This is a genomic window from Kitasatospora sp. NPDC097691, from assembly GCF_040302665.1.
Classification (GTDB): domain Bacteria; phylum Actinomycetota; class Actinomycetes; order Streptomycetales; family Streptomycetaceae; genus Kitasatospora.
On record NZ_JBEORY010000028.1, the window covers coordinates 71,430 to 96,796 of the forward strand.

General features: G+C 76.1%; 13 protein-coding genes. 11 read left to right on the forward strand and 2 right to left on the reverse strand.

Annotated features, from left to right (window positions below):
• The first annotated feature begins 74 nt into the window (after positions 1-74).
• From ABTY56_RS20935 to ABTY56_RS20950, 4 genes are all read left to right on the forward strand, one after another.
• A complete protein-coding gene (locus tag ABTY56_RS20935; RefSeq protein ID WP_350630442.1) occupies positions 75-7,511 on the forward strand; it encodes a non-ribosomal peptide synthetase in 7,437 nt (2,478 codons plus the stop codon).
• The gene (locus ABTY56_RS20940; protein WP_350630443.1) at positions 7,504-7,689 is read left to right on the forward strand and encodes an MbtH family protein; all 186 of its coding nucleotides are present in this window, start codon (positions 7,504-7,506) and stop codon (positions 7,687-7,689) included. The genes ABTY56_RS20935 and ABTY56_RS20940 overlap by 8 nt, the downstream gene beginning before the upstream one ends.
• Before the next feature lie 137 nt (positions 7,690-7,826).
• Complete coding sequence (locus ABTY56_RS20945; protein WP_350630457.1) at positions 7,827-9,185, forward strand: DHA2 family efflux MFS transporter permease subunit; 1,359 nt, start codon at positions 7,827-7,829, stop codon at positions 9,183-9,185.
• Positions 9,186-9,266: 81 nt separating this feature from the next.
• Complete coding sequence (locus tag ABTY56_RS20950) at positions 9,267-9,803, forward strand: Uma2 family endonuclease (protein ID WP_350630444.1); 537 nt, start codon at positions 9,267-9,269, stop codon at positions 9,801-9,803.
• 77 nt (positions 9,804-9,880) lie between these two features.
• Here the strand turns inward: ABTY56_RS20950 and fes are convergent, their stop codons facing one another.
• Positions 9,881-11,005 (reverse strand): enterochelin esterase, encoded by a 1,125-nt coding sequence (gene fes, locus ABTY56_RS20955; protein ID WP_350630445.1) that lies wholly within the window; start codon positions 11,003-11,005, stop codon positions 9,881-9,883.
• Between the two features lie 22 nt (positions 11,006-11,027).
• Positions 11,028-13,250: a Fe(3+)-hydroxamate ABC transporter permease FhuB gene (gene fhuB, locus ABTY56_RS20960; protein WP_350630446.1), complete on the reverse strand. Its 2,223-nt coding sequence runs from the start codon at positions 13,248-13,250 to the stop codon at positions 11,028-11,030.
• Positions 13,251-13,368: 118 nt separating this feature from the next.
• On the opposite strand from fhuB, the gene ABTY56_RS20965 reads away from it, so the two are divergent.
• The 7 genes from ABTY56_RS20965 to ABTY56_RS20995 form a co-directional block, all read left to right on the forward strand.
• Complete coding sequence (locus ABTY56_RS20965) at positions 13,369-14,394, forward strand: ABC transporter substrate-binding protein (protein WP_350630447.1); 1,026 nt, start codon at positions 13,369-13,371, stop codon at positions 14,392-14,394.
• A gap of 54 nt (positions 14,395-14,448) precedes the next feature.
• Complete coding sequence (locus ABTY56_RS20970; protein ID WP_350630448.1) at positions 14,449-15,231, forward strand: ABC transporter ATP-binding protein; 783 nt, start codon at positions 14,449-14,451, stop codon at positions 15,229-15,231.
• A 113-nt stretch (positions 15,232-15,344) separates the two neighbouring features.
• Positions 15,345-16,484, forward strand: a complete 1,140-nt coding sequence (locus tag ABTY56_RS20975; protein WP_350630449.1) for a PQQ-dependent sugar dehydrogenase — start codon at positions 15,345-15,347, stop codon at positions 16,482-16,484.
• A 222-nt stretch (positions 16,485-16,706) separates the two neighbouring features.
• Positions 16,707-17,564 carry a DUF4132 domain-containing protein gene (locus ABTY56_RS20980; protein WP_502893157.1) on the forward strand — a complete coding sequence of 286 codons (858 nt, stop codon included), beginning with the start codon at positions 16,707-16,709 and terminating at the stop codon, positions 17,562-17,564.
• On the forward strand, positions 17,561-22,666 hold the full coding sequence (locus ABTY56_RS20985; RefSeq protein WP_350630450.1) for a hypothetical protein: 5,106 nt from the start codon (positions 17,561-17,563) through the stop codon (positions 22,664-22,666). The genes ABTY56_RS20980 and ABTY56_RS20985 overlap by 4 nt, the downstream gene beginning before the upstream one ends.
• Positions 22,663-23,808 (forward strand): ATP-binding protein, encoded by a 1,146-nt coding sequence (locus tag ABTY56_RS20990; protein WP_350630451.1) that lies wholly within the window; start codon positions 22,663-22,665, stop codon positions 23,806-23,808. The genes ABTY56_RS20985 and ABTY56_RS20990 overlap by 4 nt, the downstream gene beginning before the upstream one ends.
• A gap of 4 nt (positions 23,809-23,812) precedes the next feature.
• On the forward strand, positions 23,813-25,367 hold a 1,555-nt coding region (locus tag ABTY56_RS20995), incomplete at its 3' end, for a DUF5682 family protein (RefSeq protein WP_350630452.1).

The following is a 25,367-nucleotide window of genomic DNA, read 5'->3' on the forward strand; positions in this document are numbered from 1 at the left end:
TGACCAGATCATATGAAGTTAGATTAGGCTAACCTAAGTAAGGCGTTCCGGATCCCCGAGGAGCTTTCCGAACCATGCCCGCCGCCGAGACCCACCCTGGCGACACCCGGACCGTCGAGACCCGGGCCGTCGACTTCCCGTTGCTCGCCGCCCAGGCCGCCATCTGGCACGCCCAGGAGCTCGACCCCGCCAGTCCGGTCTACAACACCGGCGACGCCGTCGAGATCGTCGGCCCGCTGGACGAGGAGCGGTTCGAACGGGCCCTGCGGCAGGCGGTGGAGGAGGCGGAGGCGCTGAGCGCCGTCGTCGTCACCGGTCCCGACGGCACGCCCCGTCAGCGCCTGAAGCCCGGCCGCCCCTGGCCGCTGCACCGCCTCGACCTGCGCGCCGCGTCCTGCGCCGGTAGCGGCACCGGCGGTGGCGCCGACGGTGGCGCCGACAGTGTCGCCGACGCTCCCTCGCAGGCCACCCCCGCCGAAGCCGCCGAGGCCTGGATGCGCGCCGACCTCGCCCGCCCCGTCGACCTCGCCGAGGGCCCGCTGTTCACCCACGCGCTCATCCGTCTCGCCGACGACCGGCGCCTCTGGTACCGGCGGATCCACCACCTCGCCGTCGACGCCTACGCGTTGACCCTCCTCGGCGACCGGGTCGCCGAGCTGTACCGCGCGGACGCCGACGGTGCCGAGCCCGCCCCGAGCCCGTTCGCACGCCTCGCCGAGGCCGCCGCCGAGGAGGCCGCGTACCGCGCCGGCGAGGACTACCCGGCCGACCGCGCCTACTGGACCGCCCGGATGAGCGACACCGACACCCCGCCGACCCTCCCGGGCACCCCCGCCCACACCCCCGACGCCCACACCCCCGACGCCCCGACCCCTGACGCCTCCACGCCCGGCGCCCCCGCCCCCCGTCCGGCCCCGCTACGCCACACCGCCGACCTCCCCGCCGGCACCCGGGACCGCCTGGAGCGCGCCGTCGGCGCCGTCCGCGCCACCTGGGCCGAACTGCTGATCGCCGCCACCGCCGGCTACCTGCACCGCCTGTCCGGCAGTCACGACGTCGTCCTCGGGCTGCCGCTCGCCAACCGCCGTGGCCCGGCCGCCCTGCGCACCCCCGTCGCCACCGCCAACGTGCTTCCGCTGCGCCTCGCCGTCCGCCCCGCCGACAGCGCCGAGGCCCTGCTGCGCAGGGTGGTCCGCGAACTGCGCGCCGTCCGCCGTCACCAGCGCTACCCGCTGGAGGACCTGCGCCGCGACCTCGGCCGCACCGGCGACGGCCGCGCCCTGTTCGGCCCGATGGTCAACATCAAGGCCTTCGAGGGCGACCTCGACCTGGCGGGCCTGCCCGGCACCGTCCGCAACCTCGCCGCCGGCCCCGTGGACGACCTCGCCCTGAACGTCTCGCCCGGCCCGGACGGCACGCTTCGCCTGGTCATCGACGCCGACCCGGCCCGCCACGGAGCCGCCTCCCTCGCCGCCCACCGCGACGGCCTGCTGTGCTACCTCGACGCCCTCGCCGACCTGCTGCTCACCGCCCCGCAGACCCCGATCGCCCGGATCGACCTGCTCGACGCGGACGCCCTGGCCCGGGCCACCGCAGGGCGGACCGAACCCCCGGTCGAGCGGACGGTGCCCGAGCTGTTCGCCGCCCGGGCCGCCCGCACCCCGGACGCCGTCGCCGTCCGCAGCGGCGCGGACGCCCTGACGTACCGGCAGCTCGACACCGCAGCCAACCGGCTCGCCCACCGCCTGACCGCCCTCGGCGTACGGGACGGCGCGCCGGTCGCGATCGCCCTGCCGCGCGGCGCGGACACGCTCGTCGCGATGCTCGCCGTCCTCAAGGCCGGCGGCGCCTGCGTGTCCCTCGACCTCACCCACCCGCGGCAGCGGCTCGCCGCCGTGCTGGCCGACGCCCGACCGGTCTGCGCGGTCGGCACCGCCGAGGCCCTCGCCGAGCTCGACCTGCCCGCCGACCTGCCCACGGTCCGGCCGTCGCCGGCGGCCGGCGGGCCGGACGGCGCCCCGCCCGCACCCCGACCGGCCGACCCGGCCTACGTGTTGCACACCTCGGGCTCCACCGGCCGCCCCAAGGGGGTGGTGGTCACCCACGCCTCACTGGCCAACCTGCACGCCGGCCTCGCCGAGGACCACATCGCCCCCGCCCTGCGCCGCACCGGCCGCGAGCGCCTGCGCGTCGCCCACAGCGCCTCGTTCGCCTTCGACGCCTCCTGGGACCCGGTGCTCTGGATGGTCCACGGCCACGAACTCCACCTGCTGGACGACGCCACCTACCGCGACCCGGCCGCCCTCGCCACCCACCTCGACCGCGAACGCATCGACTACCTCGACCTCACCCCCTCCTACCTTGAAGTCCTCATCGGCGAAGGGATCCTGGACGAGGGCCGGCACCGCCCGTCCGTGCTGGTGGTCGGCGGCGAGGCCACCCCGCCGGCCCTCTGGCGGCGTCTGACCGCCGTCCCCGGCCTCCACCCCGTCGACCTCTACGGTCCGACCGAGACCACCGTCGACGCCTACGCCTGGACGCCGGGCCCGGACGGCGCCCCGGTCGGCCGGGTGGTGCGCGGCTCCCGCGCCTACGTCCTGGACGGCTCACTGCGCCCCGCGCCCGACGGCGTCACCGGCGAACTGTACGTCGCCGGCGCCTGCTTGGCCCGCGGCTACCTCGGCCGCCCCGACCTCACCGCCGAACGCTTCCTCGCCGACCCCTTCGGCCCGCCCGGCAGCCGGATGTACCGCACCGGCGACCTCGCCCGCCGCCGACCCGACAGCACCCTGGAGTTCCTCGGCCGCGCCGACGACCAGGTGAAGATCCGCGGCTTCCGGGTCGAGCCCGGCGAGATCGCCGCCGTCCTCGCCGAACTGCCCGGCGTCGCCCAGGCCGTGGTGATCGCCCGTCCCGGCCCGCAGGGCCGACGGCTGCTCGGCTACGCCGTCCCCGCCGCCGGCGGCGCCCCCGACCCGGCCGGGCTGCGCGCCGCGCTCGCCGCCCGGCTGCCCGCGCACATGGTCCCGTCGGCCGTGCTGCTGCTGGACGAACTGCCGCGCACCGCCCACGACAAGCTCGACCACCGGGCCCTGCCCGAGCCGGCCGCAGAGACCGAAGGGACCGCCGCGGCCACACCGCAGGAGGAGCTGGTCTGCGGCCTGTTCGCCGATGTCCTCGACCTGCGGCAGGCGCCCGGCCGGGACGCCTCCTTCTTCGACCTCGGCGGCCACTCGCTGCTCGCCGGCCGGCTCGCCGCCCGGCTGCGCGAGACCTTCGCCACGCCGGTCGGGTTCGCCGACGTGTTCCGCCACCCGACCCCGGCCGGCCTGGCCGCCCTGCTCGCCGAGCGGACGGCGACCGACGGAGCCGTCACCGACCGCGCCGTCACCGACGAGATCGTCACCGATCACGCCGCCACCGGCCACGCCGACGCCGCCACCGGCCACGCCGACGCGGCCACCGGCCGCAGCGGCGCCCCCGAACCGCGCCCCGCCCTCGTGCCCGTCCCGCGCACCGAGCGGATGCCGCTCTCGCCCGCCCAGCGCGGCCTCTGGTTCCTGCACCGGCTCGAAGGCCCCAGCCCCACCTACAACATCCCGCTCGTGCTCACCCTCACCGGCCCGCTCGACCGGCCCGCGCTCACCCGAGCCCTCGGCGATCTCGTCGCCCGGCACGAAGTCCTGCGCACCGTCTACGGCGAGGAGTCGGACAGCACCCCCTACCAGCGGATCCTTCCGCCCGCACCCCTCGAACTGCACGACGGTTACGGGGACTTGGCCGAAGCCGTCCGGTACGCCTTCGACCTGACCGCCGAACCGCCGCTGCGGGCCACGCTGTTCTCCGCCGGGGCAACCGAGCACACCCTGCTCCTGCTGCTCCACCACATCGCCGGCGACGGTGCCTCCACCACCCCGCTGGTCCGCGACCTCGCCGCCGCCTACTCCGCCCGACTCGCCGGTGACGAACCCGAACTCCCGCCGCTGACCGTCCAGTTCGCCGACCATGCGGCCTGGCAGCGGCAGCGCCTCGGCGCCGCCGACGCACCCGGCCCGCTCGCCGTCCGACAGGCCGACTACTGGCGCACCGCACTCGCCGGGCTGCCCGACCAGCTGGAGCTGCCCACCGACCGCCCCCGCCCGGCCGTCGCCGACCACCGCGGCGCCACCGTGCCGTTCGCCCTCGGCGCCGAGGCGCACGCCGCCCTCGCCGCGCTCGCCCGAGCCACCGGCGGCACCGTGTTCATGGCCGTCCAGGCCGGGCTGGCCACCCTGCTCACCCGGCACGGCTGCGGCACCGACATCCCCATCGGCACCCCGGTGGCCGGCCGCGAGGACGACGAAACCGCAGCCCTGGTCGGCTACTTCGTCAACTCGGTGGTCCTGCGCACCACAACGTCGGGTGACCCGACCTTCCGCGAGCTGCTGGCGCGTGTGCGCACCACCGCCCTCGACGCCCACGAGCACGCCGACCTGCCCTTCGACCGCCTGGTCGAGGAGCTCAACCCGGCGCGCTCACTCGCCCGCCACCCGCTGTTCCAGGTGATGCTCGCCTGGCAGAGCCGCCCCGACGAGCCCGTCGATCTGGGCGGCGGCCTCACCGCCGAGATCGCCGCCGTCCCGAGCGGCACCGCCAAGTTCGACCTCACCCTCAACGCCGGCGAACTGTCCGGCGGCGGCATCGGCGGCTTCCTGGAGTTCCGCACCGACCTCTTCGACGCCGCCACCGTGGCCGCGCTCGGGGAACGCCTGGCCCGGCTGCTCACCGCCGCCGCCACTACGCCCGACACCCCGATCGGCCGACTCCCGCTGATCAGCGAGGAGGAGCGGCTGCGCGCCCTGGTCGAGTGGAACGCCACCCCGGGTGCGGCGAGCCCGACCCCCTCCGCGCCCGGCGCCACCCTGCCCGAGCTCTTCGAAGCGGCGGCCGAGGCCAACCCGACTGCCATCGCCGTGAGTTACGAGGGAAGCCGGCTCGACTATGCCGAACTCGGAGCCCGTGCCGACCGGTTGGCCCGCCTGCTGGCCGCCCACGGAATCGGCCCCGGCACCATCGTCGCCCTCGCCCTGCCGCGCTCGCTCGAACTCGTCGTCGCCCTGCTGGCCGTGGCCAAGTCCGGTGCCGCCTACCTGCCGCTCGACCCCGACTACCCGGCGGACCGGCTGGCCTACATGCTGGCCGACGCCACCCCTGCCGCCCTGCTCACCGACCGCGCCACCGCACCCCGGCTGCCCGCCCACGAGGTGCCGCAGATCCTCGTCGACGGACCGGAGGCCGCGCGGTACCCCGCCGTCCCGCTCGGCCGGAACGAGCGCACCCGCCCGCTGCGTGCCGACGACACCGCGTACGTCATCTACACCTCCGGTTCCACCGGCCGCCCCAAGGGCGTGCCCGTCACCCACCGCAACGTCGTCCGGCTGTTCACCGCCACCGACCACTGGTTCGGCTTCGGAGCCGAGGACGTCTGGACGCTCTTCCACTCCTACGCCTTCGACTTCTCCGTCTGGGAGCTGTGGGGCGCCCTGCTGCACGGCGGCCGACTGGTCGTCGTCCCGCACCTGGTCAGCCGCGACCCGGCCGCCTTCCTCGACCTGCTCGCCCGCGAACGCGTCACCGTGCTCAACCAGACTCCGTCCGCGTTCTACCAGCTCAGCGCCGCCGACCGGGATCGACCCGGCAGCGAACTCGCCCTGCGCCACGTGGTGTTCGGCGGCGAGGCGCTGGAACTCGGCCGCCTGGACGACTGGTACTCCCGGCACGCCGAGGACGCGCCGACCCTGGTCAACATGTACGGCATCACCGAGACCACCGTGCACGTCTCCCACATCGCCCTCGACCGGGCGAGTGCCGCCGCCGGAAGCAGCAGCACCATCGGCGTCAACATCCCCGACCTGCGCGTCTACGTCCTCGACCGGCACCTGCAGCCCGTCCCGCCCGGCGTCACCGGCGAGATGTACGTGGCCGGGGCGGGCCTCGCCCGCGGCTACCTCGGCCGCCCCGACCTCACCGCCACCCGCTTCGTCGCCGACCCGCACGCCGGGCTCTTCGGCGAGCGCGGCACCCGGATGTACCGCTCCGGGGACCTCGCCCGCCGCCGCGCCGACGGCGTCCTGGAGTACTTCGGCCGTGCCGACCAGCAGGTCAAGCTGCGCGGCTTCCGGATCGAACTCGGCGAGATCGAGGCGGTGTTGGCCGCCCACCCGGCGGTCGCCGACGCCGCCGTCATCGTTCGCGAGGACACGCCGGGGGACAAGCGACTGGTCGCCTACGCGGTGGTCGGCGGCGCGGCGGACGACGCTCCGGAGCCGGAGGGCCTGCGCGCCCACGCCGCCGCTGAACTGCCCGTCCACATGGTGCCGTCCGCCGTCGTCCTGCTCGACCGCCTGCCGCTGACCGCCAACGGCAAGCTCGACCGCCGCGCCCTGCCCGCCCCCGGGGCGCCCGCCGCGGGCGCCGGCCGGCCGCCGCGCACCCCGCGCGAGCAGCAGCTGTGCGAACTGTTCGCCGAGGTGCTGGGTGTCGCCGCGGTCGGCGTCGAGGACGACTTCTTCGCCCTCGGCGGGCACTCCCTGCTGGTGGTGCGCCTCGCCGGGCGGATCCGCGAGGTGCTCGGGCTGGAGGTCGGCATCGGCGCGCTCTTCCAGGCCCCCACACCGGCCGCCCTCGACGCCTCGCTCGCGGCCGGCGCCGACGCCACCGACGCGCTGGACGTCCTGCTCCCGCTGCGGCCCGCCGCCCCCGGGCGGCAGCGCCCGCTGTTCGCCGTCCACCCGGCCGGTGGCCTCGGCTGGTGCTACACCGGCCTGATCCGCCACCTGCCCGGCGACGTCCCGATCTACGGCCTCCAGGCCCAGGGTGTCGGCGCCGCCACCGCCGCCGAACCGCTGCCCGGCACGATGGAGGAGCTGGCCGCGCACTACGTCGACCGGCTGCGCGAGGTCCAGCCCGAAGGGCCGTACCGACTGCTCGGCTGGTCCACCGGCGGGATCATCGCGCACGCCGTGGCGGTCCGACTCCAGGAACTGGGCCAAGAGGTCGAGCTGCTCGCCATCCTGGACGCCTATCCCGCCGAGGGCTTCCGCGAGCTGCCCGTCCCCGACCAGGCCGAGGCCCTCGAGGCGCTGCTCACCATGGGCGGCTACGGCCCCGCCGACCTCGACGGCCGGCCGCTGGAACTCGACGCCGTCACCGCGTTGTTGCGGCGCGAAGGCAGCCCGCTGGCCGGGCTCGACGACGCCACCGTGGCCGCGCTCAACCGGATCTACCTCAACACCAACCACCTGGTGCGCGGTTACGACCACCGTCGCTACGACGGCGACGTGCTGTTCTTCCGCGCCACCGTCGACACCATCGACGACGCCCTGGTGCCCGAGCTGTGGACCCCGTACGTGACCGGCCGGATCGCCGACACCGACGTGGCCTGCTCCCACAAGGACATGACCCTGCCCGCCCCGATCGCGCACATCGCGAGCGTGATCGCCGACCACCTGGAGAAGACCTCCGATGAGTGACGCCCCCGTCAACCCCTTCGACGCCGACGGCGAGTTCCTGGCACTCGTCAACCCCGAGGGGCAGCACTCCCTCTGGCCCGCCTTCGCCGCCGTGCCGGCCGGCTGGAGCGTCGCCCACGGCCCGTGCGAGCGGGCCGCCGCCCTGGAGTGGATCACCGCGCACTGGACCGCCCTGTGACCCGTCCCGAAGCCGCCCCCGAAGCCGCTACCGGTGCCACTTCCGAGGCCGCCCCGGGGGCCGCTCCCGAGGCCGCCCCCGGAGCCGCTTCCGGGGCCGCGCCAGGGGCTTCCGACGCCCAGGCCCCGGCGCGCCCCCTGCTCGCGGGGCGCGCCGCGGTGGTCGTCGTCTACACGGCCGCGATGTGCATGAACGGCCTGGACTCGACCATCGTCAACCCCGCGCTGTTCAGCATCGCCGAGGACTTCGGCCGCCCCGTCTCGGCGGCCAACGCCGTCGAGACGGCCTTCCTGGTCGGCCTCGCGCTCGGCCTGCCGGTGGCCGGCTGGCTCGGCGACCGGTACGGCGTGAAACGGGTCTTCCTCGGCGCGCTGAGCGCCTTCACCCTCGCCTCCGCGCTGTGCGCCGCCGCCCCCGGCCTCGGCCCGCTGGCCGCCGCGCGGGCCGTCCAGGGCGCGGCGGGCGGCCTGCTCACCCCGGTCGGGATGACCCTGCTGTTCCGGGCCTTCGCCCCGCACGAGCGGGCGGGCCTCGGCCGGATCCTGATCGTCCCGACCGCGCTGATGCCCGCCCTCGGGCCGCCGCTCGGCGGCTTCCTCACCGAACACCTCTCCTGGCACTGGCTGTTCCTGGTCAACGTGCCGATCGGGGCCGCCGCCGTCGCGATCGGCCTGTTCGGCCTGCGCGCAGCCGAGGAACCCCCGGCCGGCCGCTTCGACACCACCGGCTTCCTGCTCGCCACCCCCGGCCTCGGCCTGCTCACCTACGCCCTCGGTTTCGGCCCGGCCCACGGCTGGTCCTCCCCGGGCGTCGCGCTCGCCGGACTCGCCGGCCCGGCTCTGCTGGCCGCCGCCGTCCGCCACCAACTCCGGTCGGAAGAACCGCTGGTGGACCTGCGGCTGCTTGCCGACCGGACCTTCGGCGCGGCCGCCTGGCTGGCCCTGCTCACTTCGGCCGGCCTGATGGGCGCACTGTTCGCCCTCCCGCTGCTCTACCAGGCTGCTCTCGGGGCCTCCGCCCTCGACGCCGGACTCAGCGTCTTCCCGGAGGCGATCGGCCTGATGGCCGCCTCCCAGGTGGTCGACCGCCTGCTGCCCCGCCTCGGCCCGCGCCGCCTCGCCCTGCCCGGGCTGCTGCTGGCTGCGGCGGTGCTCGCCGCACTTGGCCACGCGGAGAACCCGTGGCTCGTCCGGGCCCTGATGTTCGGCGTCGGCCTGATCCTCGGCACCGCCGTCCTCACCGTCCAGATCGCCGGCTTCGCCGATGTCCCCCCGCCCGCGATGGGCCGCGCGATGGGCCTGTTCACCATCCTCCGCACCCTCGGCGGTGCTTTCGGCATCGCCGCCACCGCTGCCCTGATCGGCGCCCTCCCCGCCGACTCCGGCACCACCCCCTACCGTCTCGCCCTCCTCCTGACGGCCCTGCTGGTCGCGGCCGGCGCCCTCCTCGCCACCCGCCTCCCGGCCGAGGCCCCGGGCCCACCCCCGGAGCACTGACACCGCAGCGGGGCGCCCTCCCGATCGGCTCCGGCTGCCGTACGGTGGCCGGAGCACCGGAGGAGACCGTATGAACCCCGATTGCCACCACCTGCTCGAAGAGGCCCGCCGCACCTCCCGGCCGGCTGCAAGGCCGAGCTGTCCGGCGACACCGTCGTCATCCAGGCGCCGCCGTCCCTGATCCACCAGTTCGACCTCGCGGTCGTCCAGCGCCAGTTCGAGGCGCACTGCCCGCCCGGGTACTTCCCGACCGGGAACAGCGACCTCACCTCGCCCGAGGTCGGCTCCGTCCGGAGCCCCGACCTCACCTACCTGCCAGAGGACGTCATCGAGCTGGGGCGTGAGATCCCGGCCGAACTGGCGCTGATCGCGGTCGAGGTCGTCTCGCCGTCCGATCCCGAGAACGACTGGAGCGGGAAGGTCCGCGACTACCCGCGCATGGGCTTCCCGCTGTACCTGATCGTGGACCCGCGGCAGAAGACCGTGACGCTCTTCTCCGAGCCGAACCGCGACCGCTACCACACCAGGACGGAGCGGGAGTTCGGCGAGCGCCTCCGCATCCCGGAGCCCTTCGACTTCGAGCTGGACCTGTCCCGGCTCGTCCCGTACCGGGACTGACGGCACCCGCCGCCGCGCGGGTCTTTCGGGTGGCCGAACGCCGGGGCCCGGCCGCCCGGCGGCCGGGCCCCTTCGTCCTACACCGCCGCTCCGGGCGGCGTGCGGCTCCCCAGCAGGTGGGCCAGTCCGTCCGCGAGTCCGCCGCGCCAACAGGCGTAGTCGTGACCGCCGTTGAACTCGCGGTAGGCAAGGTCGTAGCCGCGTGCCCGCAGTACGTCCCGCAGGTGTCGGTTCTGGGTGAGCAGCATCCACTCCTGCAGCCCGACCTCGACGTAGAAGCGGGCCGCGCGCCGTTCCGCGGCGGCGAACTGCCGGGTCAGCCACTCGCTGCCCTCGTCGAACTCCGTCTCGTCCGGCCACCAGAAGGAGCCGGACTGGGAGAGCGCGTTGCCGAAGCGGTCGGGCCGCCGGTAGGCGGCGTAGGCGGCGGTGAGCCCGCCCGCGCTCTGGCCCGCGATCACGGTGTCGGCCGGGTCGGTGGTCGCGCCGAACTCCCGTGCGGCCCACGGGAGGAGGCGGTCGGCGAGCAGGTCGACGAAAGCCGGGTTGCAGCTGAGGTCGGCGGCCCGTTCGGGGCCCATGGTGTGGACGAGCAGCGCCACGGTGGGCGGGGTCGCGCCGTCGGCGGCCAGGTTGTCCAGGGTGTCGCCGACGGACAGCACCTCGCCCCACATCTCGCCGTCGAGCAGGACGACGAACGGGTGGGGGCCGTTCCCGTGCTCCGCCGGCAGGTGGACGTCCACCCGTCGCCCGGCGACGGTGTGTGGCACGGTGCGGCCGCGCGGCACGTCCTCCCGTCGCCGGACGTACGGCTGCGCGGGCGCGTCGGGCAGGCTGAGCACCGAGGCGGGGTGGCGGCCGTCGCGGGCGGGCAGCCGGGGTTCGGTGTCGTGCGGGTCGGGGCGGGCGTGGTCGAGGACGCGCAGCCAGTCGGCGCGGGTCGTGCCGGGGGCGTCGCCGCGGAACGGGTAGAGCTGGTAGGAGGCCCGGTGGTCGGCGCGCAGCCGGTAGGTGATCGACCACGTCCCGTCGCCCCGGTGTTCCATCAGGTGCGGTGTGAGGTCTCCGTCGTGGCGGTCCTTGTCGGTCACGGTGTGCAGCAGCGCCAGGACGCCGTCGCACTCCTCGTCCCGGTGGGTGAAGGTGACCAGGCGGTGGGCGGGGTCGTGCAGGTCGGGCGCGACGAGGGGAGGGTTTTCCATGGTTGTGGTCTCCTGAAGAGGCTTACGCGGTGCGGCCGTTGCGGCCGAGCAGCACCCAGAGCAGGAAGGGGCCGCCGAGGACGGTGGTGACGATGCCGACGGGGATCTCGACGCCGCCGATCAGCACGCGTCCCAGGGTGTCCGCGAGGACGACGAGCAGGGCGCCGGTCAGCGCCGAGCCGAGGACGGGGACGCGGGCGGGCCCGGCCAGGCGTCCGGCGATGACGGGCGCGGCCAGGGCGACGAAGCCGACCGGCCCGCACACGCCGACCGCCAGCCCGGCCAGTGCCACGGCCAGCAGCAGGCAGACCAGCCGGACCCGGCCGGGGTCGACGCCGAGCGCGGAGGCGACGTTGTCGTCGAAGCGGAGCACGGCGAGCCGCCGGGCCGCCGTGAGGGCGAGCGGCACCAGCACCGCGAGCCCGATCAGGACGGGCGTGGCGATGGCGTAGTCCCGCCCGTTGAGGCTGCCGGAGGTCCAGACGTAGAGCGAGCCGGCGGAGTTGAGCGAGCGGCGGGCGAGCGCGACCTGGATCACCGCGGAGGCGAGCGCGGACATGGCGAGCCCGACGACCAGCACCCGGTAGCCGCGGGCGCCGAGTCCGCCGGAGACCAGGGTGACGACCAGGACGGCGGCGAGCGCGCCGAGCGGACCGGCCCACCAGGCGCCGAAGGTGCCGGAGGCGGTGGCGGAGATCAGCACGGCGGCCGTGGCGCCGTCGTTGACGCCGAGGAGTTCGGGGGTGGCGAGGCGGTTGCGGGCGAGGGTCTGGGTGAGGCAGCCGGCCAGGCCCAGCGCGGCGCCGGCGGCGAGTCCGGCGACGATCCGGCCGAGCCGGAACTTCTGTACCAGCAGGACGTCGAGGCGGTCGCCGTAGCCGAACACGGCCTGGAAGGTGCGGCCGAGGTCGAGTTCGCTCTGCCCGGCGTGCGCGGAGACCACGACGGCGCCGAGCAGCGCGGCGGCGAGGCCGAGCGAGGCGGCCAGGGCCCGGCGGGGGAGCAGCAGCGACCAACTGCCGTACCGCAGCGCCCGGTCCGGTTTCGGGGCGGGCGGTTCGGCGTGCCGTACGGGCGGGGCGGCGGCCTCGGCCGGGTCGGTCACGGCGAGGGCGGCGGAGCGTCGGGAGCGGACGATGGCGATCAGCGCCGGGGCGCCGACGAGGGCGACGATCACCGACACCGGCGCCTCGAACGGCCGGGCCACCACCCGGGCCAGTACGTCGGCACCGGTGAGCACGGCGGCGCCGAACAGCCCGGCCAGCAGCGTCAGTCGGCCGACCCGGGGCCCGGCGACGGCCCGGGCGAGGAATCCGGCGAGCAGTCCGAGGAAGGAGATCGGCCCGGCCAGTGCGACGGCCGAGGCGGTGAGCAGGGTGACGGCGGCGGCGACCGCCGCGCGGGTCGCGCCGGGCCGGTGGCCGAGGCCGCGGGCGAGGTCGTCGCCGAGGGCGAGCGCGGTGAGCGGCCGGGTGGTGAGCAGGGCGAGCAGGAAGCCGGCGCCGAGGACGGGGGCGAGCTGGCGCAGCGTGGCCCAGCCCTCCACCCCGGACAGCGAACCGAGCACCCAGACCCGGTAACGGTCGTAGGCCTCGGGGGAGTTGACGATCAGCACGCCGGTGAGGCCGCCGAAGGTCGCGCCGACCGCGGAGCCGCCCAGGACCAGCCGCATCGGCGACCCGCCTCGGCTGCCCGCGATCAGCAGCACCAGCGTGCTGGCGAGCACGGCGCCGCCGAAGGCGAGGGCGAGGTACCCGTACGAGGTCTGCACGCCGAGTACGGCGATGCCGAGCACGACGCCGAGGGAGGCGCCGGCGTTGACGCCGAGCAGTCCGGTTTCGGCGAGCGGGTTGCGGGTGACGGACTGCAGTTGCGCTCCGGCGACGCCGAGCGCGGCGCCGACCAGCACGGCGGTGACGGTGCGGGGGAGTCGCAGGTCCCCGACGACCAGGGCGAGTCGGCCGTCGGCGCGGGCGCCGTCGCGGTTCAGCAGGTAGTCCAGGACCCGTCCGGGGCCGACCTCGCCGGCGCCGACCGACAGCGACAGCGCGGCCAGCGCGAGCAGGAGCGCCACCGCCCCGGCCACGACCGGCCAGGCGGGGCGGCGGGGCTCGGGCGGGCCGGGCTCGGACCGGACCGGCCCGGGCGCGTGCGGCTCGGACCGGTGGGGCTCCCCCGTCGGCGGCGGCGTGTCCGGCGCGGCGGCGGGGGACGCTTCGGGGGCGCCCGCTTGCGACAATGTCATAAGGTAAGGCTAACCTAATGACCGAGTCGCCCCGCAGGGCGCCCGGCAGGACACCTCCGTCCTGTCGGGCTGCCCGCGCGTCGCTCAACTCCCGTACCACCTTTGCCCGGAGGCACCCATGCCGTTCGCCCGTCGCCCGCTCAGCCCCGTCCGCCGCCGCGCGGCCCAGGCGCTGGCCGTCACCGGGGCGGCCGCCCTCCTGCTCACGGGTTGCGGCTCCTCGGGCTCCTCCGGCTCCTCCTCGGCCGCCTCCTCCCCGGCGGCGGACGCGGCGGGCGGCGGCAATGGCGGCAACGGCGGCAAGCGGACCGTCAAGGACGCCACCGGCAAGGCCGTCGAGGTCCCCGCCGAGCCCCAGCGGATCGTCACCCTCACCCAGGAGGACCTGGACGCGGTGCTCGCCCTCGGCGTCAAGCCGGTCGGCATCACCAACGGCCAGGGCCTCAACGAGCCGCCCGCGTACCTGAAGGACAAGGTCCAGGGCGTGCCGGTGGTCGGCAACCTGCTGCAGCCGGTGATGGACAAGGTGATCGCCGCCAAGCCCGACCTCATCCTGGCCGGTGACATGCAGGACGAGCAGGTGCTCAAGCAGCTGCGCGAGATCACCCCCGCCACCCTGGTCACCATGGCGCCCACCGACGACTGGAAGCTCTCCTTCCGGGGCATCGGCAACGCCGTCAACAAGCTCGACCAGGCCAACAAGGTGATCGGCGACTACGAGGCCAAGGCCGTCAAGGCCGGCGGGGAGCTCACCAGGAACAAGGGCGCCGCCGTCTCCATCGTCCGCTGGAACCCCACCGGCCCGAGCTGGATGGAGAAGAAGCAGTTCGCGAGCGGCGTCGCGCTCGACATGGGCCTCACCCGCCCGGCCGCGCAGGACAAGGACGGCAACGCGCACAGCCCGGCGCTCAGCCTGGAGAAGCTCTCCGAGATCGACGGTGACTGGCTGTTCCTGTCCACCCTCACCGACGACGGCAAGTCCGCGCTCAAGGACGTCCAGTCCAAGCCCGCCTACCAGGAGCTGAACGCGGTGAAGAACAACCGCGTCGTGACGGTGGACGGCTCGGTCTGGTCCACCCGGGGCGGCCCGCTCGCGGCCGACGTCGTCATCGGCGACCTCGGCAAGGCGCTCGGCGGCAACTGAGCGAGCGCCGGGCCGGTGGAACCACCATGGATGGGACGCAGGGGAGTTGACGCTGTGGAGTTGACGATCGAGGGGCTCACCGCCGGCTACGGCCCGGGCCGCCCCGTGCTCGACGGGGTCGGCCTCACCGTCCCGGCCGGGCAGGTGGTGGCGGTGGTCGGGCCGAACGGCTGCGGCAAGTCCACCCTGCTGCGGGCCGTCGCCCGGCTGCACCGCCCGGACGGCGGCCGGGTCCTGGTCGGCGGCGAGGACGTCTGGCGGCTGCGCCCGCGGCAGGCCGCCCACCGGATCGCCCTGCTGCCGCAGAGCCCGCAGGCGCCCGAGGCGGTCACCGTCGCCGGACTCGTCCGCTACGGCCGCCACCCGCACCAGGGCCTGTTCCGCCAGTGGTCGCCGGACGACGAGCGGCTCACCGCCGAGGCCCTGCGCGCCACCGGTGTCGAGGACCTCGCCGACCGCCGCCTCGACCGCCTCTCCGGCGGCCAGCGCCAGCGCTGCTGGCTCGCCATGGTGCTCGCCCAGGACACCCCGGTCGTGCTGCTCGACGAGCCGACCAGCGCGCTCGACCTCGGGCACGCGGTCGAGGTGCTGGAACTCGTGCGCCAGGTCGCGGCGGGCGGCCGGACGGTGGTCATGGTGCTGCACGACCTCGCGGGGGCGGCCCGCTACGCGGACCTGCTGGTCGCCCTGCGGGACGGGGCGGTGGTGGCCTGCGGGCCGCCGCGCGAGGTGGTGGACGCGCCGCTGGTGCGGGCGCTGTACGACATCGACAGCCACGTCCTCACGGCGCCGGGCGACGGCGCGCCGGTCATCGTGCCCCGGGCGCCGCTGGGCTGACGGGCCCGCGGCGCCCGGGGGAGGTGCGGAAGCGAGGTCCTGGCGGCGGGGCGGTCGGGCAACCGCGGGTGGATGTGCTGTGCTGGGGCTTCCCGTCCACCGAGAGGTCCCCGGTGCGTCGTCGTCTCCTCGCCCTGCTGCTGGCCGCGCTGCTCGCCCCCGCCGGGTGCTCCTCGGCTCCTGCTCCGGGCCCCGCTTCCCCCGGCTCCGCTCATGTCTCCGCCTCCGCCTCCGGTGCCGCCTCCGGGTCCGCCTCCACGGGGCCGGAGGTGCGGGCCACGCTCGCGGAGGGCCTGGCGGTGCCGTGGGGTGTGGCCCTGCTGCCCGGCGGCGACCTGCTGGTCTCGGAGCGGGACACCGCGCGGATCGTCCGGGTCGCCGCGGGCGGCGGGGCGAAGACCGAGGCGGGCGTCGTGCCGGGCGTGACGGCCGGGGGAGAGGGCGGGCTGCTCGGCCTCGCGCTCTCCCCGTCCTTCGCCGACGACCACCTGGTCCACGCCTACCTCAGCACCGCCGAGGACAACCGCATCGTCCGCCTCGGCTATCACCCGGAACGGCCTGCCGGCGTCCAACTCGGCTCCCCGGCCGTCCTGTTGAGCGGCATCCCGCACGGCCCCCGGCACAACGGCGGCCGGATCGCCTTCGGTCCGGACGGCCTGCTCTACGCGACCACCGGCGACAGCAGCGATTCCGGAACCGCCCAGGACAAGGGCTCGCTCGGCGGAAAGATCCTCCGACTCACCCCCGACGGTGCCCCCGCCCCGGACAACCCCTTCCCCGGTTCACCGGTCTACTCCTACGGCCACCGCAACGTGCAGGGCCTCGCCTGGGACGGCGAAGGGCGACTCTGGGCCAGCGAGTTCGGGGAGAACACCTGGGACGAACTCAACCTGATCCGCCCCGGCGGCAACTACGGCTGGCCCGTCGTCGAGGGCACCGGCCACCGCCCCGGGTACCTCGACCCCGTGGCCCAGTGGAGTCCCGCCGAGGCCTCCCCGAGCGGGCTCGCGTACGCCGGCGGTGCCCTGTGGATGGCCGCCCTGCGCGGCACCCGGCTCTGGCGCGTCCCGATCGCGGGGGACCGGCTCGTCGGCAGCCCGCAGGCCTACCTCGACGGCGTCTACGGACGGCTGCGCACGGTCGTCACCGACCGCGACGGCACGCTGCTGCTGGCCACCGGCAACACCGACGGCCGCGGCGACCCGCGCCCGGGGGACGACCGGATCCTGCGGCTCGGCGTGCCCGCGTCCTGAACCGCGGCTGCTCCCTGTCCCGTGCCCGCGTCCTGAACCGCGGCTGAGCTGCGCCCCAGCGGCTTCGCTCACTCGTTCGAGGGGTTTGAGCCGCGCACGCCACCGGCCGCCTTCACCCCGCCCGCCGCGTTGTCAGTGGGCCTCGCTACGTTCCTCGCATCGCTGGTCAGCAAGCGATCTCGACGTGGTTCCCGGGGGTCCCCGGGTGGGAGGAGTACGGCCGTGGCATGGGTGGAGACGGGCGCGGGAGGGTACCGCGTCGCGCTCGACGGGGAGGGCAGGGTGGTGTGCCGCAACGCGGCGGGCCGCGAGCTCAAGTCCGTTCCGTCGAAGCTCGGTGACGACCCGGTGGTCACCCAGCTCAAGCAGCTCGCCGAGTGGCTGTCCGCGCACGAGCGGAGCTGCCGGGACGACGTCGAGCGCTGGATGGTGCGCTCGCTGCCGGTGCCCGCCGCGGTGATCACCGCCGTGTGGCCGGACGAGGCCTGGCAGACCGTGCTGCGCGACCTGGTGGTCACCGGCGCGGACGGCTCGGTCGCCGGTTTCCTGCGCGGTGCGGACGCCGAGCGCGGCCTCGGCCTGGTCGACCTGGACGGCGACACCGTCCGCCTCACCGACGGCGAGGTCCTGATACCCCACCCGGTCCTCCTCGAAGACCTCGACGAGCTGCGCGAGTTCGCCGTCGAACTCGGCGTCTCCCAGCGCGTCCAGCAGCTCTACCGCGAGGTCTGGCACCGGCCGGCCGAGCTGCCGGGCGGCACCGAGGTCACCACCTACGCCGGCGGCCGCTACCGCGAGCTGCGCGAGCTGGTCGGCCGCTGCAGCCGGCTCGGCTGCCGGGTCCGCGGCGGTTCCGCCGTCCAGTCGATCACCGAGGGCGGGCGCACCGTCGAGGCCCGGGTCTGGGTCGGGGACTACTACGACTACGACGAGTGCGAGACCGGAGCACTCAGCTGGGCGGGCTCCGACGGCCGGGCCCTGCCGCTCACCGAGGTCGGACCGGTCGCCTGGTCCGAGGGCATGCGGATGGCCGCCGCCCTGCACGCCGGCCGCACGCTCGAAGGGGAGGACGCCGCATGACCGCCACCGGCTCGAACACCACCGACACCGCCAACAGCACTGCCACCGGTCCGACCACGCCCGCCACGCCCGAGGCCCTGCTCGACGCCGGCGCCGTGCTGCCGGCCGGCACCCTGGCCGACGCCGGCCGCCCCGACAGCGCCGCCGACGTGCTCACCGCCCGCGGCTACACCCACCCCGCGCTCGACGGCCGCCGGATCGTCCGGCTGGTCCCCGGCGCGCTCGGCGGCGCCGAGGACCTCGCCCTCGACTTCCTCGGCCTGACGCCCGACGCCGAGCCCGCCGAGGTCGGCCAGGTCCGTCAGGAGGCACTCGGCTTCCCCGCCTGGGCACTGGTCCACGACCCGGCCAACGGCCACCACGCGCTCGCCCTGGTCAAGGAGATGGAGCGGCTGGCCCGCCAGGCCGCCTCCAAGCCCGGCGCCGCCAAGGACGGCTTCGACGCGCTCGCCACCCGCCTCGGCCGCGCCGTCCCGCACTTCCTGCCCACCTTCTGCGAGGAGGTCGGCCGGATCTTCCTGGGCCACGGCAACCAGACCTACGCCGCCGCCTGGTTCGGCAAGGCCCGCGAGGCCGAGCGCACCCACGGGCTGACGGTGGACGAGGAGCGGCTGCGCGCCGTCTTCCTGGAGTTCGCCCTGGCCGGCGCGCTCACCGTCAAGTCACTGCGCCAGTACGTCAAGGAGCTCGCCCAGCGGCTCGACCCGGGGACGGCCTGGCAGCGCTTCCGCCAGCTGTGCACCGAGCGCTCCGCGGCCGGCATGGCCCCGTACGCCGGGGTCGCCGAGGACGCCCGCGCGCTGATCCGGGCCGCCGGGCTGGACCGCGTCGAGCACGAACAGGCGCTGCTCGCCGAGCTGTTGGCCTCCCCGGCGGTCAACCGGGCGCCCGCCGCGTTCTGGAAGTCCTGGCACGGCGCGCTGGTCGAGCTGGGCACGCGCGACGCCGAGGTCCGCACCCGCCTGCTGGAGCTGCTGCCCGACCCGGCCGCCTCCGGCTCCGACTCCGCCCCGCACGACACCGCCTGGCTGGCGGTCCTCGCCGAGACCGGCGCCGAACGCACGCTCACCGGCCCCCGCGCCGAGGGCGCCGAGCCCGCCGCCGCCTGGCTCCAGCGCTGGTGCCACCACCTCGGCCGCGGCTGGCGCAGCCGGCCCGGCTGCCCGGCCACCCTCGCCCTGGCCCGCCGGATGGTCGAGCGGCTGCGCGCCGACGCCGTCCCGGTCGACCTCTTCACCGGCATCCGCGCCAGCCACACCCGCCTCGACCTGCTGGACCTCCTGCTCGCCGAGGGCGTCCCCGTGGCCGACCCGCCGGCCGGGCTCGGCTTCGACCTGCGCGACTGGGTCGGCCAGTGCGGCCCCGACAGCGCCGGCCTCACCGCCGTCGCCGCCGACGACCGATACCGGCCGCTGCTGCGCCTCGCCGCCCCGGCCGCCTGGGAGACGGCCGTCAAGCGCCAGGCGTCCGTCCTGCCGCTGCTGAACGAGCTGTTCGCGGAGTGGGCCGAGGCCCGCGCCGAGGAGGTCGTCGCCGCCCGCGGCCTGGCCGGCGCCGCCGACCTGGTCCGCTCGCTGAGCCAGCACCGCACCGCCATCCGCACGGTCGCCCCGGCCGCCGCCGAGAAGATCGCCGCACTCGACGTCAGCGGCCTGCTCGCCCGGTCCCTCGGCGCCGGCATCCTGGACGAACTCGGCTGGCCCGCCCTGGAGGACGCGCTCGCCAAGCTCGCCGACCCGCCCGCCGCCGACGCCCCGCCGATCACCGCGCCCGGCCTGCGCGCCAAGGGCCTGACCGGTCTGATCGTCGAGGACGCCTGGCCGTACCTGATCCTCGCCCGCCTGGACCGCGCCGTCGTGGTCGGCCCCGAGGGCATCCTGCTGGACCACACCCTGCGCCTGCCCAAGCTGACGGAGAACTGGAACCGGCCCCGGCTGCGCCTGGTCGACGGAGAACTCCTCGTCGCCTGGTACCAGGACGGCAAGCAGACGGCGTACTGGTCCGGCCGCCCGGACCACACCTTCGAGCTCGAAGGCCAGACGATCGCCGGCTACCACTACGGCGAGCGGTTCCCCGAGGAGCCGTCCCTGCCGCTGCCCGGCGGCGGCCGCACCACCGGCGAGCGCCCGCTGCACCCCGGCGACACCCGGATGCCGAACGAACACACCGTCCTCGGCGACGGCACCGGCTACTGGACGCTGCGCCACGGCACCGACGGCCCGGTCCTGCGCGAACTCGACCCGGCCACCGGCACCCTGGGCCGCGCCGCCGAGCCGCCCGTGATCGCGGCCACCGCCGCGGCCGGCCGGCTCGTCGAGGGCCGCACCCGCCTGCTGCCGCTGCAGCCCGGCCTGGAGCAGACCCCGCTCGGCACCGACGGCACCGTACTCGGCAGCTGGGTCCGCACCGAGCCCGGCCGGGCCGTCACCACCTTCACCGCCGACGGGCAACGCATCGTCCTGCCGCTGGACGGGCGACGCGAGCCGGACACCGTCCCGGTCGGCCGGCTCGCCCTGCCCGGCGAGGGCCGCCCGGTGGTCAGCCGCCCGGGCGGCGAGCACCTCTCCCTCAACCTGCCCGACCTCGCCGACCGCGGCGACCGCACCGCCGACCTGCGCCCCTGCCGGTCGGGCGAGCTCTCCGCGGCCGGCACCTGCCTCGTCCCGCCGTACGACCACTGGCACGCCCTGCGGCCCCGCGACGAGGCCGGATCCCGCGCGCTGCGCGGCGTGACCGCCGACCAGGCGGCCCACCTGATCGACCTCGCCTGGCCCGTCGACGCCGATCCCGTCCCGGAGGACGAGCAGCGCTGGCTGACCGTCCAGGGCGTCCGCCGCCCGGTGGCCCAGCGGGGCGAGGCCCGCAACACCCTGCCCGTCGAGGCGGTCGGTGCTGCCCTGCCCGGGATCGCCCACCCGCTGCTGCTCGCCGGCGTCGCCGGATTCGCCCGCGCCGCCGCGGACCTGCTGGACCGGATCGCCCGCTTCCTCCCGCAGCCGGAGGCCGAGCGCCCCGGCAAGGCGGAGGCCGCCCAGTGGCGGCCCGACCACGGCCGGGACGACGAGCTGCGCGACGCCGTCCGCGTCGTCCTGCCCGAGATCGGCGGCTTCGGCAACAACTGGGGCAACTCCGACCGCTGCTGGGTGCTCAACAACCTGCGCACCGTCAGCGCCGTCCTCGCCGCCCCGCCCGCCGCGAACGGCGAGGGCTGGAGCAGCCCGGCGAGCGTCACCCTGTACGGCGGCGACGCCAACCACGGCTGGCTGCACCTGCTCGGCCGGGTCGACGTCCTGGCCCACGCCGTGGCCGCCCCGCTCACCCAGCCGGCCCACCGCTCCACGCTGGTCCTGCTGCTCGGCGAACTCACCAAGGGCCCGCTCGCCGACCGCGGTGCCACCCTGCGCGAGATCGTCCTCGGCGAGCCGGCGGACACCGCCGGCAGCGAACGGCCGGCCGGCCACCGCCAGGGCGAGGTGCTGCGCCACGGCGAGCGCACCGTCGTCATCCTCGGCCACCGGCGCCAGTTCTCCGACGGCACGGTGCACTGGCTCGCCGTCGACCACGACCCGAGCGGGGAATTCGGCCCCGTCGCGCACTTCACCACCGTCGAGGAGCGCGGCACCGAGGAGCGGGTCTCCGCCGCCTGGGTCGCCAAGTTCTGGCGGGTCGCCGCCCTGCACGGCAGCGTCCCGTGGGATCCGGCCCGCGCCGCCGCCTTCTCCGAACTCACCGGCATCGGCACCACCCGCGCCACCCTGCTGCTCAGCCCGCCCTCCGGCCTCCTGCACTGGGGCAACGCCGAGGTGCCCGCCGAGTACGGCTTCAAGCCCGTCGACGTCCGGGCCGCCCAGCGCTGGCTGCGCGGACACGACCACGCCGGCGTCGCCGAGGTCTGGAGCGCCCTGCTGCCCGCCGACCCGAAGACGCTGTGGACCGACGGCCCCGACCTCGCGGCCGGCGCCGAGGCCTGGATCCGCCGCTTCGGACGGCTCGTCACCCTCCCCGAGGAGGCCCACGCCACCGTCCAGGGCGTGTCCATCGACACCATCGAGGCGGTGCTCAACCCCGCCCACACCCCGTGGCTGACCCGCACCACCGCCTTCCGGATCCACAAGGACGCCCAGGGCGCGCCCCGGTTGGCCGCCGACGACGTCACGGCGCTGCCCGGCTCCGGCGCGCTGGACCAGACCATCGACGCCATCCGCTGGCTCGCCTACCACCTGCCCGCCGACAGCCCGCTGCGCGCCCTGCTGCCCCGGGCCGCCACCGCGCTGCGCGAGCGCCTGGCCGACCCGGAGCTGCTGCTCGACTTCGACCTCCTCGGCACCACCAAGAACACCCCGCTGGCCCCCGTGCTGCGCACCCACTTCGGCCTGCCCGCCGAGGGCGGCGCCGACCCGGACGGCGTGGTCCGCTGCGGCCCGGCGCTGGTCCTCACCCCGAACCACGAGGCGTACGAGCGGGTCTGGCTGCGCCCGGCCGCCCTCACCGGCCCGGACGACCCACTGCTCGACCTGCTCGACGGGCTCGCCAGCAGCTACTGGTTCGGCACCGAGCGGGCCGCCCTCGCCTCCGTGCTGCGCGGCGAGCCGGAGCGCCTGGCCGCCTCCGCCGCCGCGACGGCCGGCGGTGACGGCGACGGCCCGGCCTGGCTGCAGAACCCGCAGCTGTCCGCCCCCGAGCTGGTCACCGAGGTGTCCCGCACCCACGGGCTCGGCGAGGACGCCGCCGCGCTCTACCTCCAACTGCTCGCCCTGCCCGACCCCACCGACCGCAACGTCGCCCGCTGGACGGGCTGGAAGCCCGCCCGGCTGAAGCGGGCCCGCGCCGAACTCGCCGCCACCGGCCTGGTGCTGGAGGCCAAGCGGTCCCGGGCCGGCCGCGGCCTCTTCCTGCCCGGCGGCTGGCAGGAGGCCAAGTCCCCGGCCCTGCCGGCCGAAACCTGGAAGGCCGCCCTGTACGAACTGCCCACCCACCAGCCCGCGCTGGTGACCCTGCCCGTCCCCGAACTGTTCGCCCGGGCCTGGCAGCGCACGCTCGACGGCGACGCCCCCGGTTACGAAGAGCTCCAGACCAGCAAGCGCAGGAAGGCCCGCCGATGAGCACCACCACCGTCCCCGCCCCCGCGGAGCGGCAGATCGTCCCGCCCGAGGAGAAGTACGCCGCCGAACTGGAGTTCCTCGCCGCGCACGACAGCGGCCCGCGCCCGCCCGGCTGGCGCCTCACCCCGCGCGCCGTCGTCACCTTCGTGATGGGCAGCGGCGGCGAGAAGCTCAAGGCCGGGCGCAAGAGCCTGGTCATCGAGCCCAAGTTCGTCGGCGAGCGCGCCCTGGTCGAGCGCTGCGTCGTCACCCTCGCCGGGGAGCGCGGCCTGCTGCTCGTCGGCGAGCCCGGCACCGCCAAGTCGATGCTCTCCGAACTGCTCGCCGCCGCCGTCTGCGGCACCAGCGCGCTCACCGTCCAGGGCACCGCCGGCACCACCGAGGACCAGCTCAAGTACGGCTGGAACTACGCCCTGCTGCTCGCCAAGGGCCCCAGCCGCGACGCCCTCGTCCCGTCCCCGGTGCTCACCGCGATGACCACCGGCGCGGTCGCCCGGGTCGAGGAGGTGACCCGCTGCCTGCCCGAGGTGCAGGACGCGCTGGTCTCCCTGCTCTCCGAACGGCGCGTCGCCGTCCCCGAGTTGGCCGGCAGCCCGGACGGGCAGCTGCACGCCGCCGCCGGCTTCACCCTGATCGCCACCGCCAACCTGCGGGACAAGGGCGTCAGCGAGATGTCCGCGGCCCTCAAGCGGCGGTTCAACTTCGAGACGGTCGGCCCGATCGGCAGCCTCGCCGCCGAGGTCGACCTGGTCCGCCGCCAGTCCACCGTCGCCGTCACCCGGGCCGGCGCCGCCTACGCGGTCGACGACGCCGTCCTGGAAGCCCTGGTCACCGCCTTCCGTGACCTGCGCACCGGCCGCTCCACCGAGGGCTGGGACGTCGAGCGCCCGTCCACCGTGATGAGCACCGCCGAGGCCGTGTCCGTCGCCACCGCGCTCGGCGTCACCGCTGCCTACCTGCCCGACGGCGGCGACCTGCTCGGCCGCCTCCCCGGCCAACTCCTCGGCGTGGTCCGCAAGGACGACCCGGCCGACGCGGCCCGCCTGCTCGGCTACTGGGACGGGCCGGTGCGCCGCCGCGCCGAGCAGGGCGCCGCCACCTGGCGCACCCTGTGGGACCTCCGTTCGGCACTGGAGGCCTGATCCGATGAGCACGAGCAGCGCGGTGACTCCCGCCCCGGACGACGCGGACCGGACGGTCCGGGCCGAGGCCGACCGGCTGGCCGCCTCCGGCACCGGCCGCCCGGGGCCCTACCTGATCGGCGTGCGCCACCACGCGCCGTCCCTCAGCGCGGTCGTCCCCGCGCTGCTCGACGCGGCCCGGCCGGAGGCGGTACTGGTCGAACTGCCGGCCGAGTTCCAACCCTGGCTCGCCCGGCTCGCCGACGAGGCGACCGAAGCCCCGGTCGCCCTCGCGGCCGCCCCGGCCGGGCCCGAGGAAGGGGGAGGGCCCGCCTTCTACCCCTTCGCCGACTTCTCCCCGGAACTCGCCGCCCTGCGGTGGGCCCGGCGCAACGGCGTGGAGGCCATCGCCTGCGACCTCCCGCTCGCCCACCGCGCCGCCCGGGCCGCGGAGGGCCGGTCCGGCGGCGGTGCGCCCGGCGCGCCCGGTGCGCCCGGCGTCGCCGACGCGCTGCGCCACCGCCTCACCGGCCGGGACTCCGACGAGGACCTGTGGGACCGCCTGGTCGAGACCGCCGCCCCCGGCTCCACCCCGGAAGCCGTCCGGCGCGCCGCCCTGCTGGTCGGATGGGCGCTGCGCCACGACGCCGAGACCGGCCCCGGCGTCGACCCGTACGACCTGCGCCGCGAGGCCTGGATGCGGGCCCGCATCCGGGCCGCCTCGGCCGGCGGGCGCCGGGTCGCCGCCGTCATCGGCGCCTTCCACGCCCCCGCCCTGCTGGACGGGCCGGTCGCCACCGACGAAGCGCCGCCCCCGGGCGACCCCGGCCACGTCCTGTCCCTGATCCCGTACACCTACCCGCTGCTCGACGCCCGCTCCGGCTACCCGGCGGGCATCCGTGACCCGGAGTGGCAGCACACCGTCCTCGACGCCGGCGGCGACCCCGCACGGCTCGCCGAGGCACTCACCACCACCGCCGTCCGGATCTGCGCCGCCCTGCGCACCCAGGACCACCCCAGCGGCCCGGCGGACGCCCGCGAGATCGTCCGCCTGGCCGGCGACCTCGCCCGGCTGCGCGGCCACGCCGCCCCCGGCCGCGGCGAACTGGTCGAGGCGGTGCAGACCGTCCTCGCCCAGGGCGAACCCCTCGGCCGCGGCCGGGCCGTCGCCCGCGCCCTCGAACAGGTCCTGATCGGCACCCGCACGGGCCGCCCCACCCCCGCCGCCCCGCGCAGCGGGCTCGCCCCCGCCGTCGAGACCCTCCTCGCCGACCTCGGCCTCCCCGGCCCCGCCGACCCCGGCCCGCGTGACCTGCGCCTCGACCCGCTGCGCAGCCCCCTCGACCGCCGCCGCGAGATCCTCCTCCACCGCCTCACCGCCTGCGACGTCCCCTACGCCGACCCCGTCGCCACCACCGGCGCCGGCGGCACCGAAGCCCTCGGCACCCGCTGGCACCTCCACTGGACGCCCGCCACCGCCGCCATGCTCACCGTCGCCGGCACCCGGGGCGTCACCCCCGCCCAGGCCGCCGAGGGCGCCCTGCGCACCCGCCTCACCGCCGACCCGTCCCCGCGCGAGA

Coding starts and splice junctions, on each gene's coding strand:
- ABTY56_RS20935 (WP_350630442.1), top strand. CDS start 75: ATGCCCGCCGCCGAGACCCACCCTGGCGACACCCGGACCGTCGAGACC.
- ABTY56_RS20940 (WP_350630443.1), top strand. CDS start 7,504: ATGAGTGACGCCCCCGTCAACCCCTTCGACGCCGACGGCGAGTTCCTG.
- fes (WP_350630445.1), bottom strand. CDS start 11,005: ATGGAAAACCCTCCCCTCGTCGCGCCCGACCTGCACGACCCCGCCCAC.
- fhuB (WP_350630446.1), bottom strand. CDS start 13,250: ATGACATTGTCGCAAGCGGGCGCCCCCGAAGCGTCCCCCGCCGCCGCG.
- ABTY56_RS20965 (WP_350630447.1), top strand. CDS start 13,369: ATGCCGTTCGCCCGTCGCCCGCTCAGCCCCGTCCGCCGCCGCGCGGCC.
- ABTY56_RS20985 (WP_350630450.1), top strand. CDS start 17,561: ATGACCGCCACCGGCTCGAACACCACCGACACCGCCAACAGCACTGCC.
- ABTY56_RS20990 (WP_350630451.1), top strand. CDS start 22,663: ATGAGCACCACCACCGTCCCCGCCCCCGCGGAGCGGCAGATCGTCCCG.